Source organism: Streptomyces sp. NPDC001980, from assembly GCF_040296885.1.
GTDB lineage: Bacteria > Actinomycetota > Actinomycetes > Streptomycetales > Streptomycetaceae > Streptomyces.
Map to the genome: position 1 here is coordinate 1 of NZ_JBEOYD010000053.1, position 17841 is coordinate 17841.

At 70.0% G+C, this 17841-nt stretch carries 13 protein-coding genes and 4 pseudogenes; 6 read left to right on the top strand and 11 right to left on the bottom strand.

Annotated features, from left to right (window positions below):
* Window positions 1–462: 462 nt before the first annotated feature.
* The 6 genes and pseudogenes from ABT137_RS44750 to ABT137_RS44775 form a co-directional block, all read right to left on the bottom strand.
* Window positions 463–1185 carry a class I SAM-dependent methyltransferase gene (locus tag ABT137_RS44750; protein WP_351718335.1) on the bottom strand — a complete coding sequence of 241 codons (723 nt, stop codon included), beginning with the start codon at window positions 1183–1185 and terminating at the stop codon, window positions 463–465.
* Window positions 1182–1691: a hypothetical protein gene (locus ABT137_RS44755; protein ID WP_351718442.1), complete on the bottom strand. Its 510-nt coding sequence runs from the start codon at window positions 1689–1691 to the stop codon at window positions 1182–1184. Before ABT137_RS44755 ends, ABT137_RS44750 begins: the two co-directional genes overlap by 4 nt.
* A gap of 2 nt (window positions 1692–1693) precedes the next feature.
* Window positions 1694–1861 (bottom strand): annotated as a pseudogene (locus ABT137_RS44760) (molybdopterin-dependent oxidoreductase); the annotation flags it as partial.
* A gap of 137 nt (window positions 1862–1998) precedes the next feature.
* Window positions 1999–3156 (bottom strand): hypothetical protein, encoded by a 1158-nt coding sequence (locus ABT137_RS44765; RefSeq protein WP_351718337.1) that lies wholly within the window; start codon window positions 3154–3156, stop codon window positions 1999–2001.
* Between the two features lie 712 nt (window positions 3157–3868).
* A pseudogene (locus tag ABT137_RS44770) lies at window positions 3869–3970 on the bottom strand (VapC toxin family PIN domain ribonuclease); the annotation flags it as partial.
* A gap of 220 nt (window positions 3971–4190) precedes the next feature.
* On the bottom strand, window positions 4191–5126 hold the full coding sequence (locus ABT137_RS44775) for a LysR family transcriptional regulator (RefSeq protein WP_351718339.1): 936 nt from the start codon (window positions 5124–5126) through the stop codon (window positions 4191–4193).
* A 136-nt stretch (window positions 5127–5262) separates the two neighbouring features.
* On the opposite strand from ABT137_RS44775, the gene ABT137_RS44780 reads away from it, so the two are divergent.
* The 4 genes from ABT137_RS44780 to ABT137_RS44795 all read left to right on the top strand — a co-directional run bounded on the left by ABT137_RS44780 (window position 5263) and on the right by ABT137_RS44795 (window position 8961).
* Window positions 5263–6204 (top strand): NADP-dependent oxidoreductase, encoded by a 942-nt coding sequence (locus tag ABT137_RS44780; protein WP_351718341.1) that lies wholly within the window; start codon window positions 5263–5265, stop codon window positions 6202–6204.
* Between the two features lie 46 nt (window positions 6205–6250).
* On the top strand, window positions 6251–7321 hold the full coding sequence (locus ABT137_RS44785; RefSeq protein WP_351718344.1) for an aldo/keto reductase: 1071 nt from the start codon (window positions 6251–6253) through the stop codon (window positions 7319–7321).
* A 21-nt stretch (window positions 7322–7342) separates the two neighbouring features.
* Complete coding sequence (locus ABT137_RS44790) at window positions 7343–7918, top strand: NAD-dependent epimerase/dehydratase family protein (RefSeq protein WP_351718346.1); 576 nt, start codon at window positions 7343–7345, stop codon at window positions 7916–7918.
* A gap of 83 nt (window positions 7919–8001) precedes the next feature.
* Window positions 8002–8961: an alpha/beta hydrolase gene (locus tag ABT137_RS44795; protein WP_351718348.1), complete on the top strand. Its 960-nt coding sequence runs from the start codon at window positions 8002–8004 to the stop codon at window positions 8959–8961.
* A gap of 1481 nt (window positions 8962–10442) precedes the next feature.
* Here the strand turns inward: ABT137_RS44795 and ABT137_RS44800 are convergent.
* Together ABT137_RS44800 and ABT137_RS44805 are read right to left on the bottom strand one after the other, a co-directional pair.
* Window positions 10443–11441, bottom strand: coding sequence for an NADPH:quinone reductase (locus tag ABT137_RS44800; protein WP_351718350.1), 999 nt, complete (start codon window positions 11439–11441; stop codon window positions 10443–10445).
* A 206-nt stretch (window positions 11442–11647) separates the two neighbouring features.
* Window positions 11648–11833 carry an IS3 family transposase gene (locus tag ABT137_RS44805; protein WP_351718353.1) on the bottom strand — a complete coding sequence of 62 codons (186 nt, stop codon included), beginning with the start codon at window positions 11831–11833 and terminating at the stop codon, window positions 11648–11650.
* 14 nt (window positions 11834–11847) lie between these two features.
* Between ABT137_RS44805 and ABT137_RS51160 the strand changes: the two are divergent.
* Window positions 11848–11991: pseudogene (locus tag ABT137_RS51160) on the top strand (IS30 family transposase); the annotation flags it as partial.
* A gap of 19 nt (window positions 11992–12010) precedes the next feature.
* On the opposite strand, the pseudogene ABT137_RS44810 reads toward ABT137_RS51160, so the two are convergent.
* Together ABT137_RS44810 and ABT137_RS44815 are read right to left on the bottom strand one after the other, a co-directional pair.
* Window positions 12011–12361 (bottom strand): annotated as a pseudogene (locus ABT137_RS44810) (DDE-type integrase/transposase/recombinase); the annotation flags it as partial.
* Between the two features lie 406 nt (window positions 12362–12767).
* Complete coding sequence (locus ABT137_RS44815; RefSeq protein WP_351718355.1) at window positions 12768–15839, bottom strand: FG-GAP-like repeat-containing protein; 3072 nt, start codon at window positions 15837–15839, stop codon at window positions 12768–12770.
* A gap of 312 nt (window positions 15840–16151) precedes the next feature.
* On the opposite strand from ABT137_RS44815, the gene ABT137_RS44820 reads away from it, so the two are divergent.
* Window positions 16152–17003 carry an FkbM family methyltransferase gene (locus ABT137_RS44820; protein WP_351718358.1) on the top strand — a complete coding sequence of 284 codons (852 nt, stop codon included), beginning with the start codon at window positions 16152–16154 and terminating at the stop codon, window positions 17001–17003.
* Window positions 17004–17410: 407 nt separating this feature from the next.
* Here ABT137_RS44820 and ABT137_RS44825 read toward each other — a convergent pair whose 3' ends face one another.
* Entirely contained in the window at window positions 17411–17743 is a 333-nt protein-coding gene (locus ABT137_RS44825; protein WP_351718360.1) for a hypothetical protein, read from the bottom strand.
* Window positions 17744–17841: the final 98 nt, after the last annotated feature.

Below are 17841 nucleotides of genomic sequence, written 5' to 3' on the forward strand. Positions count from 1 at the left end.
ACGAAGCGGGAACAACTCCACAGTCGCCAGGTTCGTGCCCGTGCCTGTCAACACCCCGGCCCGCAAGCCGACTTCGGACGCCTAACCTCGGTCGCACGTAGAAGCGGAAGGTGTCCGGGAGGCCGACGGTACGAACGCTCGCATCGGTCTTGGTCTCGCCGGGAGCCCGCTTGCCGTTGGTCCGCTCCCGCAGGTACGCGCCCTGACCCTCGCGCCAGTCGAGAAGACCGGGCCGACGACGCCACTGCGCGCTGCCACGTAACGGGCGTCTCGGAGCAGGGAAGCAGAGGAGGCAGAAGGATGCAGGCGGTCGACCGGTGCCGTTTCCCAGGGCTGCGGGGCTGCTGTCGAACGTGCCCCGCCCCGTCCTCCTCGTCGGGCCGGCAGGTACTGGGTGTGTGTCGCGGGAGTCCGGCCGGGGGCGGCGACGTCGCGCAGGGGAGCGAGGCAGCAGCGTCTGGCTCAGACGACCGGCGTCCCACCGTCCTCCGTCGCTGCGGGGCCCGAGTCAGGGCGGTCGTGGGATGATCCCTGGTGGGTGAGGGTGGCGAAGCAGCGGTGTTCGCTCGTCCACTGGTCGGTGACGGTGAGGGCGAGGTCGGCGGTGATCCTGTGGAGCGCCGGTCGTCCCAGTCGGGCCCAGGGAAAGTACGGTCCGGCCTGGCCCTGGACGTTCTCGAACCGGGCGGTGCACTGCTCCTGCACGTCCTGGGGATCGACCTCGACGACGAGGCATCCGGTGGGGGCGATGAGGCCGCCGCATCGGCGCAGCAGGCCACGCGGGTCGCCTCCGATGCCGATGTTGCCGTCGATGAGCAGCACCGTTCGCCAGCCTTTCTCGGCCGGCAGCCGGTCGAAGACAGATGCCCGCAGTGCGAGCCCGCCCAGGGCGGTGGTCAGCGCGACCGCGCGGGGTGTGATGTCGACCCCGAGGGCGAAGACTCCCCGGCTCAGGAGTGCTCTGCACATGCGGCCCGGGCCGCAGCCGATGTCGATGACGGGGCCGGCGCAGCGTTCCAGGACGGTGTTGTCGGCTGCCGTCGGCTGTTCGTGCCAGCGGTGGACCGGCATCCGGACGCGGCGCCCGTTGTCCAGCCGCAGGTACACCGGTTCCCGGCCGGGACGCAGGGCGAGCGCGTAGGGATCCTCGCCGGCGTCGTGCAGCTCGTCCTCGTCCGTTGTCACGGTGCTGTGCCGTGCCCGGCGGCGGGTTGGCTCTCGTCGGCGCCGCCGGGCCGGTGTACGCGGCGCAGTCTCACGGCGAAGGCGACCGCGGAGGCCGCGAAAAGCACGCCGGTGATCGCCAGCCATCGGCCGAAGTAGACGCTGTCGGACAAGCCCGTGTCACCGGGGTAGGGGACCGCCAGACGGAGGATGAGAGGAAACCAGACCAGCAGGAGCAGACCTGACAGGAAGGTGGGGACGCGCAGGTGGTTGATCCAGGGCACCGTCGGTCTGGCGGAGATATCGGCGCGGTGTCGTAGTACGGAGAGGGCCGACAGGTCGGCCAGCGAGTACAGGGGCAGCAGGATCAGGTCGTGGAGGATCGCCCCACCGACGAACCAGATCGCCACCTCCCAGGGCCGGACGGCGAACAGGCGCACCATGGCGTAGCCGGTCAGGGCGAACGAGGCGATCAGGACGAGCAGGTGCAGCGGGCCGGAGCCGTACCAGCGGACGAATCGTGCCATGGTCACGCCCTGAAGGTGAGCCGGTGGACCCACTTGGTGTTGTTCACGCCGGGGTTGGCCGGGACGATGATGCGGGCCGGGTAGCCGTGGTCGAGCGAGAGGGCCGCGCCGTTGACGCGGAGGGCGAGCAGCGCCCGGGGGTCGTGGATCTGGTTGCCGCGCAGCACCACCCTGGTCGGACACGGCATCGCGGTTCGGGGCGAGAGACGAGAGCCGTGGTCCACCGGCCCGGCACCTCATCCACCTGACGGTGCGCGGCCTGCCCTGACACGTCGGGGACGCGATCTTTCCGGCGTACAAAGGTGGTTCACTTCGCCGTGCCCAGGTCCTGATCGGTTCCCGCCTGCCTGCTGCGGGACCGGGAGTGTCGCCGACGTCGGTCTCGTACCGGCCAGAGCAGGACATATGCGGTGGAGGCGATGGCGAAGCCCAGGCGGATCAGGCCGCGGGCCGCGTCATCGGGAACGACGAAGACCGTGCCGTACAGGCTGATCAGGCCGATCCAGCTCCACCAGGGCACCAGGCGCCTCTGTCCGATCACATCCCACAGCAGTGTGCCCAGCAGGACGGAGGCGGTGTAGTACGTGTAGACGCTGGGGTCCAGGGCGATCCGGGCGTTGGCGCCGAGCAGGACGACGGCGGGCCAACGGCCTCGCCGGACCGCGACGCAACCCAGCGCCAGCCCCACCGTGGCCTGTGCGGGCCGGTCCCAGGGAGGGGTTCGCGGATCGTCGACGCCGAGCCAGTGCAGCGCGGACGCAGGCTGGTTGGGGATGGCGAACTCGGCTGCGGTCAACGACTGCGGGGCACTGAGGAGGAACGGCATCCAGGCGAGCGCGACCAGAGCCGCGCACCACAGGCCCGCGCGCAGCCACTGCCCCCTCGGTAGTGCGAGCAGCAGCGGCAGGAAGGCCAGCGCGGTCGGTTTGGAGTCCATGGCCAGGGCCAGGAAGACGCCCGTCGCAGCGGGGTTGCCGAGGGTGAGAGCGCGTACGGCAAGGGCTGTGAAGAAGAGCGCCAGTACGTCGTCGAGGTGACCGAAACGGACGGCGACCTCGATCCACATCGGGATGAAGGCCAGGCCCGCGATCAGCACCCGCTGCCGCAGTCGCTGGTGATTGGTGCCCGTGCCCAGGAGATGCCAGGCGGCGCTGCGTCCGACCACCACCAGGACCAGCAGACCCAGCAGGGACATCACAGCGGCGGCCAGGAACTGCCCGACGGACTCGGGAAAAGGGTTGAACAGGCCCGCCGCCAGGAAGCTGACGGGACCCATCTGGAGTTCGGGGTGGTGGGCGTACAGATTCAGACCGCCATCTGCCATGCCCGAGCCCGCGTAGAGCAACTTCCCACCAGTACGCAGGTAGTGCCAGGAGAACCCGCCGTGCGGCTGGACCACGGCGAACCAGAGGATTGTCCAGGCGGTGAGCAGCACCAGGTGTACCCGCTGGCTGATGGCCGACACGCTTTCTCACTTCCGGTTCTTGTCGCCTCGCTCGGTCCCCGCACGTCATGCGCCCCTCCTAGAGATGGCCGGAAGGCAGGGCAGGTTCTCGGTGTGAGGTAAGAGCGGCCGCCTGGTCCGCTGAGCCGGACAGGCTACGGAGCGCAGGGCTGCGGCCGGAAACAGCGGCAGTCGCTGTTGGGCATCCGCTGGACTTGAGCCACCAATGGGAGCTCTCCAGACCTCCGAGTCGACGGGCGTGCCCGTAGCGTGCCCATAAGACCGGTAAACCACGGTCAATGCCTTATCAGGCGCTACGCCATACCGCATAAGACCAGTTCAGAGGCCATCCAGCTCTCCAAGCGCCGTCGCTTCCCAAGCTGAGAGCGCGAGTTCGATTCTTGTCACCCGCTCTTATTGACGCCCCAGGTCAGCGGCCTGGGGTTTGTGTTTTGCCGAAGGTTGTCCGGCAGGTTCCGGCTCGCCAGGCGGGCGAAGTTCGGGCACGCGGTGGGCACGGGTTCCGGGCGGCAGCCGTACGTGCAACGCTTCCAGGCTCGGAAGCTCGGCTTGACCTGCGGCTTCGTGGTTCGGGCCGGAACCTCTCCGCGTCAGGAGACCTCAGCCTGCTGTTCCCTACGCAAGTCTGAACGCCGTTGTGTGCGCAGCGGAGGTGATGCCGGCCGAAGTCCCTTTCGCCGACTGGAACTTCGGTGCCGGAAGTCAGTCGCGGCGGCAGATCGTCGGGCAGGACCCGGAATGCCTTGTGACGACCCAAAGGCCGTACGGCACGGAAGTCACGCGGGTCGAGGGTGCGGATCGCGTCGTTGTCGTAGGTCGTGACCGGTGCCATGTTCGCAGCCGGCCATCATTGTTCGGCCTCGGCTGCCCACTACGGCCGCATCTCGGGGAGCCGAGCGGTTGTGGCCGCCAGGTCGGCGGGTGTGTTCTGTTCGGCCTGCTGCTCGCTGGCGGACTGCTGGGCACGGGCCGGTCGAGGGCCCCGTCGAGCAGGGCCCTTCGACGCCCTCTCGGGCGAGCCGCCCGCGATCGCGTCAGGCAGTTGCTGTCCGCGGTGTTTCCCGGCTCCGGGGTCGGGTGGCCGCCGCGACCGCGGTGGCGGTGCGGACGAAGGCTGCGACGGCCGCGGAACGGGAGCCCTGTGGCCATGCGACCGCCAGGGCCGCAGGCTCCAGGTCGTCGACCGGCCGGTAGGCGATCTCGGGTCGCGGATAGCGCCGGGTGAGCGAGGCGGGGAAGAAGCAGACGAGACTGCCGAGTTCGACGAGCTGGAAGATCTCTGGCAGGTCGGAGGTGCCCTGCGCGGTGCTCGCCGTAGTCATGTCGCCGCGTGACCCGGTCCGGCCGTGCCGGCCGACACCGGGGCCCTGGTCCGCGGGCGAGCCGTCGGGAAGGCTGAGGCCCGCCAGGTCGGCCAGCCGCAGGGACGGGCGGGCGGCCAAGGGGTCGGTGGCGGCCAGGGCGAGCAGGAACGGTTCGGTGATCAGAGGCTCGGAATCCAGGCCACGGTCGTCGAAGGGACACAGCAGCAGCGCGGTATCGGCACGGCCGTCCCGCACCGCCTGGGCCTGCTCGTCGATGCGGCCGAGCACCAGGTCGACCGGCAGGGCCGCATCCTCTCCGGCGTACGCGTCGAGGATCCGCGGCAGCAGCCCGCCGTCGATATCGGGCTTGAGCGCGAGCCGCAGCCGAGGCGTGGGCTCGCCGGCATGCTGGGCGCGTCGGGCGGCGGAGCTGACCGCGTCGAGGGCGATCCGGGCGTCCCGCAGCAGGACTTCCCCGGCCGGGGTGAGCGTGACCCGGCGTGTGGTGCGCCTCAGCAGCGCGACACCGAGCTGGCGCTCCAGCTCCCGGATCGCGCGGGACAGCGGTGGCTGCGCCATGTCGAGCCGCTCGGCGGCGCATCCGAAGTGCAGTTCTTCGGCGACCGCGACGAAATACCGGAGCTGCCGCGTCTCCAGATCATTCATACCCGCAGGGTATCAACCTCGCCGGAATCGGTCCTTCAGGTTCGCCGCCGTACTGGGTTGACTGGCAGCCGTCGGCGCCTCGTTCGTCCACCGGCGGACAGTCGCCGCAGAGCAGGCGCAGAACAGGAGATGAGCCATGCGCGCTGTCGCGGTGCACCGGATCGGTGACACGCCCGAACTGATGGAGCTCCCCGCCTCCGGCCCGGGACCGGGAGAGGTCCTGGTCGAACTGGCGGCGGCGTCGCTGAACCCGGTCGACATGGGTATCGCCGAGGGCCGACTGCCCATGCCGTACGTGACGCCGCTCGTCCTGGGTGTGGACGGGACAGGCCGGGTGGCGGAGACCGGGGAAGGCGTGCTCGGGTTCCGGCCCGGCGACACCGTGCACGGCCAGTTCCTCCGTGCGCCGTTGGGCCACGGCACCTTCGCCGAGTACGCGGTAGTGCCGGAGGTCCCGGACGGCGGGGCACTCCAGCGGGTCCCGGACGGCATGCCCGCCGAGATCGCGGCGGCACTGCCGACCGCGGGCATGACCGCCCTCGGCGTCATCGAGGCCATCGGCCTGCGCGCCGGTCAGTCGGTCCTGATCGCGGGCGCCACCGGCGGGGTGGGCGTAATCGCCGTCCAGCTGGCGGCCGCCCGCGGCGTGGAGGTCATCGCGACCGCCCGGCCCGACGACGCCCGGTGGATCCGCGGTCTCGGCGCCGCCGAGACGGCCGACTACACGGCCGGCGACATCGTGGAGCAGGTCCGCAGGGCGCGTCCCGACGGGATCGACGTCTTCCTCGACCTCACCCGCGACACGGCCCGCTTCGGCGCGTACGCCGGACTCGTGCGCGACGGTGGCGCGGCGGCGTCCGTGTCCTTCTCCGCGCCGCCAGAGCTGCTCGCCTCCGAACGGATCGCCGTAAGCAACTACATGATGCGAGACAAGCCGGACCTGCTCGCCCGGATCACCGCAGAGGCCGCATCGGGCCGGATCGCGGTCCCCGTCCAGCGGACAGTTCCGCTGGAGGGGGTTCCGGAGGCGCTGGCGCGCGGGGGCGGCGCCCGCGGCAAGACGACCGTACGGATCTGATGTCCGGCACCGACCTGCAAGGACTGCAAGGACTGGAAGGACCCTCATGGACTACGTCAAGCTCGGCGGCACGGGCCTCGATGTCTCGCCGATCGCGATCGGCGCGATGACCTACGGCGAGCCGGACCGCGGTCACCCGGTCTGGTCGCTGGGCGAGCAGGAGAGTCGCCTGCTCGTCAGGCACGCCCTGGAGCAGGGCATCAACTTCTTCGACACGGCGAACGTGTACTCGCAGGGCTCCAGTGAGGAGATCCTCGGCCGGGCGCTGCGGGACTTCGCTGACCGCGACGACGTCGTGATCGCGACCAAGCTGCGCAATCCGATGCGCTCGGGCCCCAACGGAAAGGGCCTGAGCCGCAAGGCGATCATGACCGAGGTGGACCACTCGCTCAGGCGCCTCGGCACGGACTACATCGACCTGTACCAGATACACCGCAACGACCACACGACCCCGCTCCAGGAGACCCTCGAAGCGCTGCACGACCTGGTCAAGGCCGGCAAGGTCCGCTACCTCGGTGCCTCGTCGATGCCGGCCTGGGAGTTCGCGAAGGCGCTGCATCTCCAGAGCGAGCACGGCTGGGCCCGCTTCGTAGCGATGCAGGACCACTACAACCTGCTCGCCCGCGAGGAGGAGCGCGAGATGATCCCGCTGTGTCTGGACGAGGGCGTCGGCACGGTCGTCTGGAGTCCGCTGGCCCGGGGGCGGCTCGCGCGCGCGTGGTCCGATGCGAGGTCGACCTTGCGGGGTGGCAACGACGGGTTCGCCGACATGCTGTACACGGCGCGGACCGAAGCATCCGACCACGCCGTCGTCGATGCCGTCGGCCGCGTCGCGGACGCCCGGGGCGTCGGGCGTGCGCAGGTCGCCCTGGCCTGGCTGCACAGCAAGCCGGTCGTCACCGCCCCCCTCGTCGGAGCGAGTACGACACAGCAGATCGACGACGCGGTCGCCTCGCTGGCCCTGGAGCTGAGCGACGAGGAGATCCGCGCGCTCGAAGCGCCCTACACCCCGCGCCATGACTTCCAGGGTGTCTCCGACGACGCGGAGATCCGGGCCATCATGGCGCGCCTGCCCCAGTTCACGCCCGCCGACCAGCCGGGACGAGCAGACCGTTGACCTCGGCTCAAGGAGTGTTCCATGCGTGTGTTCGTCACCGGTGCGACCGGATTCGTCGGATCCGCAGTCGTCCGTGAGCTGCTGGACGCGGGGCATCGCGTGCTTGGTCTCGCCCGCTCGGACAGCGCCGCCGCGACACTGACGTCCGTCGGCGCCGAGGTGCACCGCGGCGACCTCGATGACCTGGACAGGGCGGCCGGATTCATCCCGCTCATGATCTCCATCGCCCGGAGGACGGGAGTGTCGGCCTACGTCGGTGACCGTTCCCCGCGGTGGGCCGCCGTGCACCAGCGGGACACCGCGCGCCTGTTCCGGCTGGCTGTGGAATCGGCTCCCGCCGGCGCCCGGCTGCACGCGATCGGCGACGAAGGCGTGTCGGTGCGGGACATCGCCCAGGCCATCGGCCGGCGCTTGAACCTGCCGGCGACCGGCATGCCCCAGGACGAGGCCGACGGCCATTTCGGCTTCCTCGGCGCCATCCTCGCGCGGGACAGCCCGGCCTCCAGCACCCGGACCCAGCAGCGACTGGGCTGGCAGCCGGTGCGGCCCGGGCTCATCGCGGACATCGAGGACGGCCACTACTTCACGGTTCGATGATCACCGGTGTGAGTTTCGTGAACAGGCCGATCGCTCTTGCTGGAACAGTGCAGAGACGAAATTGCACAGATTGGGAAAATGGTATGGATTACGTGCTCGACCCTGAGTTGGCTGCCGCAGCGCCGATGATTCCGGCCCTCGATCTCTCCGATGTGCCGGGCATGCGCGCTCTGACCAGACGGTTTCTCGGGCAAGCCCCACAGTACGAGTCAGCGAGGGCGTTGCACGTCGAAGACGTCGCGATTCCCGGGTACCAGGCGGCGCCGGACGTCAGGGGGCGTGTCTACGCCCCAGCCGATCGGACCGGCCCCGTTCCTGGTCTGCTTTACCTGTACGGCGGAGCCTTCGTCATGGGCGGACTGGAAAGTGTGGACAATCAGGCCCGCCTGATCGCCGACCGGGCAGGTGTCGCCGTGGTGAGCGTGGATTACCGGCTCGCTCCTGAAAACCCTTATCCGGCCGCCCTTGACGACTGTTACGCGGCCGTCCTCTGGATGGCCGGCGAAGCGGGCCGTGCCCACGGAATCGACGGCGCACGCATCGGTGTCCTGGGAGAGAGCGCAGGAGGCGGGCTGGCGGCCGCCCTGGTCCTGGTCGCCAGGGACCGCGGAGGACCGGTGCCGGCCGTGCAGTTCCTGGACGCCCCGACGGTGGACGACCGGCTGCGGACCCACTCCATGCGGAACCTTCCCGAAACCCCCACCTGGAGTGCCGCCAACTCGCCCTACAGCTGGAAGTACTACCTCGGTGACACGGCGCAGCCCGGCGGTCCGGACGTGCCCGTGTACGCGGCTCCGGCTCGCGCGGGTCTCAAGAACCTGATCGGTCTGCCTCCCGCCTGGGTGGCCGCCTACCAGGTCGACCCCACCCGCGACGAGGGGCTTGATTACGCGCGCCTGTTGATTCAGGCGGGCGTGCCCACCGAGGTGCACCATTACAGCGGGGCCTTCCACCTGGCCCACATGATCCCCGGGACAGCGATCGGCAACCGCATGATCGCCGCACGGGTCGACGCGATCCGGCGACTGCTGAACACGTCGTGAGCACTGTCGTGCGGCACGCAGACGTGGACAAGGGCCGTTCCTCGGATGCAGCTGTGCCACCGGCGGTGGCGGAACACTCCGAGACCGAGGCCCTGTTCCAGTTCGAGCCCGGCACACCCGGGCCCGTACGCCCGGCGCTCGGCATGAACGCCACCCGTATCCGGCACGCCGTCGTGCCTCGTGACGCGGCAAGGCGACCCTCGCTGTCCCGTCTGTGGCAGGTGTACTGGGGACTCGTTGGCCTTCGCTCGCCGAGAGTCCGGCCTCGACCGGGCGCGGTGGCGCTGGGCCTGGCCGTGCCGCTGACCTGGAGTCGCAGCGATCTTCCCGACGGCCGGTGTCGTTGAGATTCCGCGGGCTCGGAGCGGAGTGGGGAACGGGTCGGGATGCGGCCGTCGGAGTCGGCGGGGGCGAGGCCGATCCCGCGGGTCGGATGGCGGGCCCGGCTCGCTGAAGCCGGCGCGCCGCTTGTTCACCGCGGATTCCGGCTGCACTTCGCCGCCCGCCTGCTGTCGTGGTCGGGCTCGGCCGTCGCTCCCCTGACTCTCGCGTTGGCGGCACTGCACCTCGGCGGCGGTCCGCGCGCCCTGGGCCCGGTGCTCGCAGCCGGTGTCGTACCGCAGCTCGCGGTGCTGCCGGTCGGTGGTGTCGCGGCCGCCTGCGGAGAGCCGCGTGCGCGCGTTCACTGGTGTCGTAGGCGACCATGACGCACCGGAGCTTCCGACCGCCGCAGTCATGTCCGCCACCACCGGCTACCGGGTCGGGGGCCTCGCCGAGCCGCGAACCGAACGGATGCCGGAGTTCGGCGGGGGCGGGAGTGGGGATCGGAGAGGCTGACCGCGCACAGCACGCCGTCGCCGCGTTCGAAGAGCCAGGGCGCCCAGCGCTCCTCCAGTGCGACCGGAACGCCGTCGGGCAGGAGGGCGGCGATGCCCGTTCGGCAGTCGGTCAGTGATCGACTTGAACATTGAAATGTCATGATTCAGGCAAGAAGGGCATCGAATCGGCCGAATGAAGCTGCAAACACGGCGATGAGTGCCTCAATCCGTTGACGATGGGGTCGGCGTGGGCCGACTCGACCGGACTGGGGAGGACGAATGGGCAAGCAGGTCAAGTGCGGGTCGACTCAGGCCAAGACCGGTGGACGGTGCCAGAATCCGGCGATGATCGGCTACTCGCGCTGCCAGTTGCACCGAGGTGAGTGGACTCCGCCGCAACGCAAGAAGACGAAGAAGCGCTGACCTGAGGTCTGCTTGTCCGGGTGTCTCGAAGCCGTGCGAGGGATGGTGTGCGGGGCGGAGAGCCCGCCGCTCGCCATCCGTCTCGGGCCCGGAGCCGGCGGGAGGGCCACCACCACCGGCCGGCCGGAGTCTCGGCGTGATCCCTTGCACCGCACCGTCAGCCGGGCATCACTGCGGCCGCCCACCTCGGCCAACGGCGAAGGGCTCACGAGGTGAGCGAACGCGACGGCGGCTCTGGGCTCACACGTCGATGAGGACCTTGCCCACCTCTCCCTTCTCGACCGTGGTGTGCGCGTCCGCGGTGCGTTCCAGCGGGAAGCGGTGCAACGGCAGGCCCGCCTCCTTGCCCACGCGCAGCGACCCGTCGGCGAGGGCGGCGGTGACGGCGGCGACGGCATCCCGCTTGGCCTCAGCCGGCATGGTGTAGACGAGCACGCCCTGGAAGCGCAGGTTGCCGAAGAAGGTCCAGCGGGGCAGTACCACCTCGGCGCCGTCGTCGTAGTACGCGACGACGCCGTTCTGGGCGGTCACCGAGACGTCGAGCTCCGCGTTCGCCGCCAGGGCGACCTCCACGACGATGTCGACACCGTCCGGGGCCACCCGGCGGATCGCCGCCGCCGCGTCCTGGGCCTTGTAGTCGACGACGTGGTGTGCACCGGCGGCCTCGGCCAGACGCGCCTTGAACGGGCTGCTGACGGTGGTCACCACGGTCGCCCCCGCCCAGCGCGCCAACTGGATCGCCATGTTGCCGACCGCGCCCGCACCGCCGGCGACCAGCACCGTACGACCGCGGAGCGCGCCGGGGCCGAGCCGGGCCGGGCCGCCGTCCCGCACGGTGAGGGCGCGGTGGGCCGTCATCGCGGGGATGCCGATGCTCGCGCCGAGGTCGAGGGAGGCTTTGTCGGGCAGCGGTACGGCCTGTTCCTCGGGGAGCACCACGTACTCCTGCGCCGTGCCGTCCGAGCGCTGCCAGGCGGCCTCCCAGATCCAGACGCGCTGACCGGTCCTTCCCGGGGCGACCCCCTCCCCGACCGCGTCGACCAGTCCGGCGCCGTCCTGGTTGGGCACCTGCTCGCCCTCGTCCTGCGGCCCGGCCGTGCGCACCTTCCAGTCCGTCGGGTTCACCCCGGACACCTCGACCCGTACCCGTACCTCGCCCGGTCCCGGCTCCGGCACGGGACGCTCGGTCAGGCGCAGCACCTCAGGGCCGCCGCCTTCCGTGTACACGATGGCTTTCATGATCTGCACAAGGTCCGGCCAAGCCGGATTCTTCCCCGCCCGCACCTCAGGCCCGCTCGGCCTCCTGGCACAACACGGCGGTCCCAGGGGCTTACCTCCCTGGGGCTGCCGGCGTTCAGCTTGGGAGTGCCGCTCACGCAGCGGAGTCGCTGTCCGGCCCAAGGGGAATCCGGGCCTGTCAATCCCCTCGAACTGTGGAGACCTTCCTATGCAGCCAGCTCCTCGGTGAAGCTGGCCCAGTAGTCGTGTTCGTAGTCGATCGGACTCTTGAAACCGCACACACTGTGCAGCCGACGGCCGTTGTAGAAGTCGGTGATCCAGGTCGCGATCCGGATGCGGGCTTCGGTGCGGGTGCTGAAGGTGTGCCGGTGGACGTACTCGACCTTCAGCACGCTGTTGAACGCCTCGCTGGGAAGCCGACGAGCTCGAGGCCGTTCCTCTGGCACTCAACAACAGGCCCCGCAAAACCCTCGGCTGGAAGACACCAGCCGAAGCCCTGAACGAGCATCTGCTATCGATCCAGGAACCCGGTGTTGCGACGATCGGTTGAGCCCGGGTTCGCTGCCGCGGTCCGTGTGGAAAATGACGCCGCGCACGTTCCCGCCGCGGGTCGCCGCGGCCATGTGCAGGGCGGCGGCGACCAGTTCGACATCGTGGCGAGCGCCCATCGCATAGCCCAGCAGGCGGCGGGAGAACAGGTCGATGACCGTGGCCGAGTACAGCTTGCCATCACCGGTTTCGATCTCCGTCATGTCCCCGCACCAGACCAGGTCGGGTGCCTCGGCGGTGAAGTCCCGGCGCACGAAGTCCGGGGGCGGGCTCACCGCTTGGGATACCACGCTGCACGTGGGAAGGCCGGAGTCCGTGTGGCCGAGCGTACTTTTGTGTTCCCCAGACCGCAGCTGAGGAGCGGTGGCCATGCGCGACCGCAACGCCAAGCAATCAGTTGTGCCGCGCGTTGCCCAGGCCCGAACATCGAGTAGGCCACGTCGGCACGGCAGAGTCTTCCTCGTAGCGTCGTGCCCACAAGGGCGGACACCCGCGGTCAATAGCGGGTTCTACCGTCCCGGCCGCATGGCTGCTCAAATGGCGTATGGCCAGGTCAGTGCCGGTGTGGCTCCCCAAGCGCCGTCGTTTCCCAAGCTGAGAGCGCGAGTTCGATTCTCGTCACCCGCTCTTTTCGAAGCCCCAGGCCAGTGGCCTGGGGCTTCTTGCTGTCCAGACCTTTTGTCGACTCTGCGCCCCGAGACGCCTTGAGATAGAGGTGCGCCCTCTTTCCCCGGCGGGGAGTTCGCCCCGCCGGGGAAAGAGGGCGTGTGGCGTGAGTCAGAACACGCCCTTGTGGCTCTGCCAGCCGGTGGCGAGTTTGGTGCGGCCGTCGAAGGAGCCCTTGCCGTTGCCGTTGTTGCGCCAGACGGTGCCGGAGGTGTCGCGGGAGACGAGGTCGGCCCTGCCGTCGCCAGTGATGTCGCCCACGCCGACGATGACGTTGTACGAGGCCCCCCAGTCGTTGAAGACCTTCACCCGGCTCTTGAACTTGCCCGTCGCGGTGCCGTCGTAGCGCCACAGTTCGTTCGACTTGTCCTGCGCCAGCAGGTCGCCGTGGCCGTCGCCGTTGAGGTCGCCGGCACCCACGATCTTCTTGTAGCCCGTCCACTTGGAGGCGATCTTCGTCCGCGCCGACAGCTTGCCCGTGCTCGTCGCCTTGTACAGATAGACGTCCCCGGTGGAGGCCTGGCGGACGATCAGGTCCGCGCGGCCGTCACCGCTGACGTCCCCGGGCGAGGTCAGCACGTCGTACTGCGTCCAGCCGCTGGTGCCCAGCGAGGTGTACGCCGTCGACGGGGTCACCGCCGCCCCGCACGCGGGCCGGTAGGCGCGCAGCGCGCCGCTGGCGTAGCGCACGAGGACGTCGTTGCACCGGTCGCCGTTGAGGTCGCCGTACGGCACGAACTTCGCGCTCGTCGGCCAGCCGGAGCCCGTCTTCTTGGCGGTCAGGGTCCCGGTGCCGGTGCCGTACTGGTACGTCAGTCCGCCCGAGCCGTTGAGGGTGAGCACCTCGCCGAAGCCGTCCGCGGTGGCGAAGTCCCGTCGGACCGGGGTCGCGCCGGTGACCTTGAGCGTGCCGGTCCTGGTGAGGGCCGCGCCCTGGCCGTCGGCCGGGGTGGCGGTGAGCGTCCAGGTGTAGGCGCCGTTGGCGACGAGCTTGCCGGCCGTGTCCTTGCCGTTCCACGACGGCGGGAGCACGCCCTGTGCCGTACTGCCGGACAGCGTGCGCACTGTCGTACCCGTGGCCTTGTTCTTGAGCACGAGCGTCCAGGAGGCAGCCGGCTTCGACAGCCACCACCTGGGGCTCCAGAGCGCGGCGCCGCCCTTGACGTCGACCGAGCCCGCGATGGAGGAGTCGAGCTGGGACAGTGCCGAGACGGGGACGCCGCTGGGCACCAGGTGGGTGTTCTCCTTGGTGTCGACGTAGGCGATCAGGCCGGTGTACGGGTCGACGTCCCACGGCTCCCCGCCCGAGACGGTGGCCACCGAGTGCGTCACCGGCGTGGCACCGCGGACGTCGGTCACCTTCAGCTCGCCGCCGGCGCTGGTGACGACGAAGCCGTCGCCGAGCTTGGCGGTCTCCCAAGCGCCCTGTGTGAGGGTGGTCCTGGTCTGGGTGACGGTGTCGTAGACGCCCTGGCTCTCGCCCGAGCCGACGCACGACCACAGCAGCCAGCGTCCCACGGCCTGGAGGTCCTCCAGCAGGCACTTCGAGCCGAACCACACCGAGTCGCCGCGCTTGCCGGTGCGGACGTCGACCGGCGCGGCGCCGTCGTTGCCGTCCGCCACCCACAGGGTGGTGCCCCACAGCGTCGTGCCGTGCGTCGCCGAGGTGAGCACCGTGGAGCCGGTGTCGAGGTCGACCACCCGCGTCTGCGAACCGGTCGCCGCCGTGTACTCGGTGACCATCGCGACGTGCCGGCCCTTGGCGTCGAACACCACCACATAGTTGTGCTGGGGGTCGATCGCCGTGCCGGGCAGCGTGCCCGTCGGCTGGACGACCCGGGGGACGCGGTCGTCGCCCGAGAGATACGAGTTCCAGACGACCGTACGGCCGTCCCCGGTGCCCACGAGGTTGGGCGCGGAGGTGGTGACGAGGCCCTGGGAGGTGCGGGGGCCGACCGTGAGGGTGTCACCGGTGCTGCCGATCGTCCGGCTGTACATGGACGTACGGCCGGTCTCGCGGTCCCGTTCCGTGACGGTCAACCGGCCGTTGTCCAGGGTGAGTTGGGGCACCGGGTCGGCCACCGGGTCCAGCACGGAGGCGGCGACCTTCTCGGCGACGGGGGTGCCGTCGGCGCCCGCGCGGACCAGGTTCACCCCGAAGTCGGCGGTGTCGGCGCCGCCGCCGGGCACGAGGAGCCCCCCGTCGGGGGTGGGGACGGCGAGGGCGAAGCTCTCCGAGCGGGCCAGCACGGCCTTGGTCGTCGAGCCGTCGGGGGCGAGCGCGTCGACCCGCCAGACGGGCAGGCCGCCGTCCTTGGCGCCCAGCGAGGAGTCGTAGCGGGAGACCAGGAGCTGGTCGCCGACCATGCCCAGCAGGTGGGTCGCGTAGTCGTTCTCCAGCGGCACGGTACGGACGGCCGTGGTCAGGTCGGCGCGGGAGTAGACGGAGACGGTGTCGACGCCGTCCCACGACAGCAGGTGGGTGGGGGTGAGGACCACACGCCCGGTCGTGGTGATGGTCGGGTTGTACGGCAGCTCGACGAACGTGCCCTGGTCGGCGTCTATCCAGCCGCTGTGGAGCGTGCTGCCCGCCCAGTACTGCACCACCGTGCCGTGGGCGTCGGCCACGGGCGAGTGGCCGGTGCTCACCAAGGAGACGTCGGCCGGGACGCCCGACACCGCGCGGTCGCCCACGGTGCCGTCGTCCTGGAGGTCGAGCAGGTGCCAGGTCAGCCGGTCGACCGTCCAGGCGGTCGTGAGGACGGTCCGCCCGAGCGTCCCCCGGTAGGTGTGGCGGTCCGGGAGTGGGATCGTCGTCGCCGTCCCCCCGGCCGCCATGTCCCGCAGCGTCACGGTCCGCGCGCTGTCGTCGTAGCGGGCGACCACGTCCGAGCCGGCGCCGAACTCCGGCATGCCCCGGACCTCGCCGGCCGAGGCGTCCACCACCGTGTCCTCGCCCGTGTAGGTGGTCCACACATGGCCACGGCCGGGTTCGTAGCGCAGGAACCCTGAAGGTCCGGCGCTGAACAGCGCGGTCTGCGGCAGCAGGGACGTCTGCGCCGGGATGACCACCTCGGAGGCGGCGGCCGCATGGACCTCGCCTGTCAGCGGGCCGAGGCTCATGGCCAGGGTCAGCGAGGTGGTGACGGCCAAACCGCCACGGATGAGGGCACGTCTGCCCACTTGGTTCCTCCACGGGAGTGGAAAGCCAGGAATACGAGATCACTTGCACGATCAAGACTCGCCAACGGGCGACAAGGTTGCGGTCGGGGAAGGTCGGGAGGACGTCGGCTCCACGTCAGCGCGAGTTCGATTCTCGTCACCCGCTCCACCACGAACCCCCGGGCCGATGACGACCCGGGGGTCTCTTGTGTCGCCCCGGGCGGGCCGCAGCCGCTCCGCCGAGAGGACACCGGACGAACCTCGCGGCGGGTGTTCGACAGCCGGCGCCCGCAGCCGGCACGGCTGCACTGTCAGGCGAGGGAATCGGCCGAAGTGAACCGCACGGCCTGGCTTGCCGCCTCCAGCCCTGATAGTGACTTTGTCATGGCCATGAATGTGATGGAACTGCACAGCATCAATCGTTGGGAGATGTCCTTCCTGCGCGAGGAGGTGGGCGGCTACTTCACCCACGGCATCGCGTGCGCGCCGGGCGCGACGGTACTCGACGTGGGCGCCAACATCGGCGTGTTCTCGGCGGACGTGTACGAACGGCTGGACGGGGACGTGCGGATCTATGCCTTCGAGCCGTTGCCCCCACTCCACGCGACACTCGAGCGCAACGCTCGCGATTTCTTCAACGGGCGTCTGACCGCGCTCCCTTACGGCTTGGCGTCCCGCGAGGACGAGCTCGATTTCAGCTACGTTCCGGCCGCCACGATCTTCTCGTCTTCCTCGCGAGATCAGGGGAACATCGAGGCTGAGCGGCGCCGGGTCACCGCCAGCATTGTCGAAATGATCAGTCAGGGCGGCCTGGGACCGGTCCTGCGCCGCGTACCCCTCCCCATTCTCACCGTTCTCGTCGGCCGCAAGCTGCGGGTGATGCGGCACCTTGAGACGCACCGGGTGAAGGTCCGGCCCCTGTCATCGGCGCTCGACGAGCAGGGCATCGACCGCATCGACCTGCTCAAGATCGATGTGGAAGGCGCCGAACTCGAGGTACTCAGGGGCATCGAGGAACGGCACTGGCCGCTGGTCCGCCAGGCCGTGGTGGAGGTGGAGCGCTGGCGGCAGAACCGCGACGCAGTCTGCGCGACCCTCACCACACACGGCTTCACCGTCAGCACCGAGCAGAACCCGGTCCAGCGGGCTGGCGACATAGGCATGGTGTTCGCGATCAGGCCCTGACCGCGTGCAGCGCCACTGGATGGTCGACGCATGTGCCGATCTCCCCCGCCGGGCGGCACTCACGAGGGATCCACGCTGCCCCGAGAGGACAACGGCAGGAGCTCAGCCCACGGCACCCCCAAGCCACCCCGACGACCGCCAGGCCCGCTCCGCGATCGGACGATCTCGACCTCAGCCACGCAGCGGTGATGCGGTGGGGTGACCGCCCGTTTGTCCACCGAGACCGGTCAGCCGTCCTCGGTGTCGTCCGCACCCGGACGGCAGCCCGCTTCCCACTCGGAGCGCGGACTGCTCGCCCGCCGCCGGGCATCAGTCGATCCGTCTGCTCATGCAACGGTGCCCGGGGTATCCAACGGCCATGGCGACACCCGCAGCCGGCGGCGCGGCCGGAAGTGTCGTCCAGCGCATCATGAGCCGACCACGTCCACGATGACGTGCCCTGTCCGGCGGTCCGCGCGGAGCACTGCGCGGGCCGCCCCGAGAACCTCGTGGTCCATCTCCGGTCCGGAGGCCAGGACCTGGAGCAGCCGGGTCCGCCACACGTCGGGGTCCGTCTCGTACGCGTACAGCACCCGTACGCCGTATCCGCCCCGCACCCCGTCGCAGCCACCGGACAACCGCCGGCGGACCGCCTCTCTCAGCACGGTGTGGAGGTCCTGGACGACTCCTCGTGAGGTGTCGGTGAGTCCGGCCGCCTCCCCCGTGGCCAACGCCGTGGCCACCAACTCCGCTTCGGTCACTCGGACCCCCTTCGGTTGTGCGGTTTGTGCGATGTCGTCTCCATGACCATGGCTGGGGGTGCTGCAATTCTGATGAAATTTCGATGACGTAGGGAAGC

Excerpts from the sequence above, each read along its gene's own strand:
- ABT137_RS44755 (WP_351718442.1), bottom strand. The coding sequence starts at position 1,691 with ATGGCACGATTCGTCCGCTGGTACGGCTCCGGCCCGCTGCACCTGCTC.
- ABT137_RS44775 (WP_351718339.1), bottom strand. The coding sequence starts at position 5,126 with ATGAATGATCTGGAGACGCGGCAGCTCCGGTATTTCGTCGCGGTCGCC.
- ABT137_RS44780 (WP_351718341.1), top strand. The coding sequence starts at position 5,263 with ATGCGCGCTGTCGCGGTGCACCGGATCGGTGACACGCCCGAACTGATG.
- ABT137_RS44785 (WP_351718344.1), top strand. The coding sequence starts at position 6,251 with ATGGACTACGTCAAGCTCGGCGGCACGGGCCTCGATGTCTCGCCGATC.
- ABT137_RS44790 (WP_351718346.1), top strand. The coding sequence starts at position 7,343 with ATGCGTGTGTTCGTCACCGGTGCGACCGGATTCGTCGGATCCGCAGTC.
- ABT137_RS44795 (WP_351718348.1), top strand. The coding sequence starts at position 8,002 with ATGGATTACGTGCTCGACCCTGAGTTGGCTGCCGCAGCGCCGATGATT.
- ABT137_RS44800 (WP_351718350.1), bottom strand. The coding sequence starts at position 11,441 with ATGAAAGCCATCGTGTACACGGAAGGCGGCGGCCCTGAGGTGCTGCGC.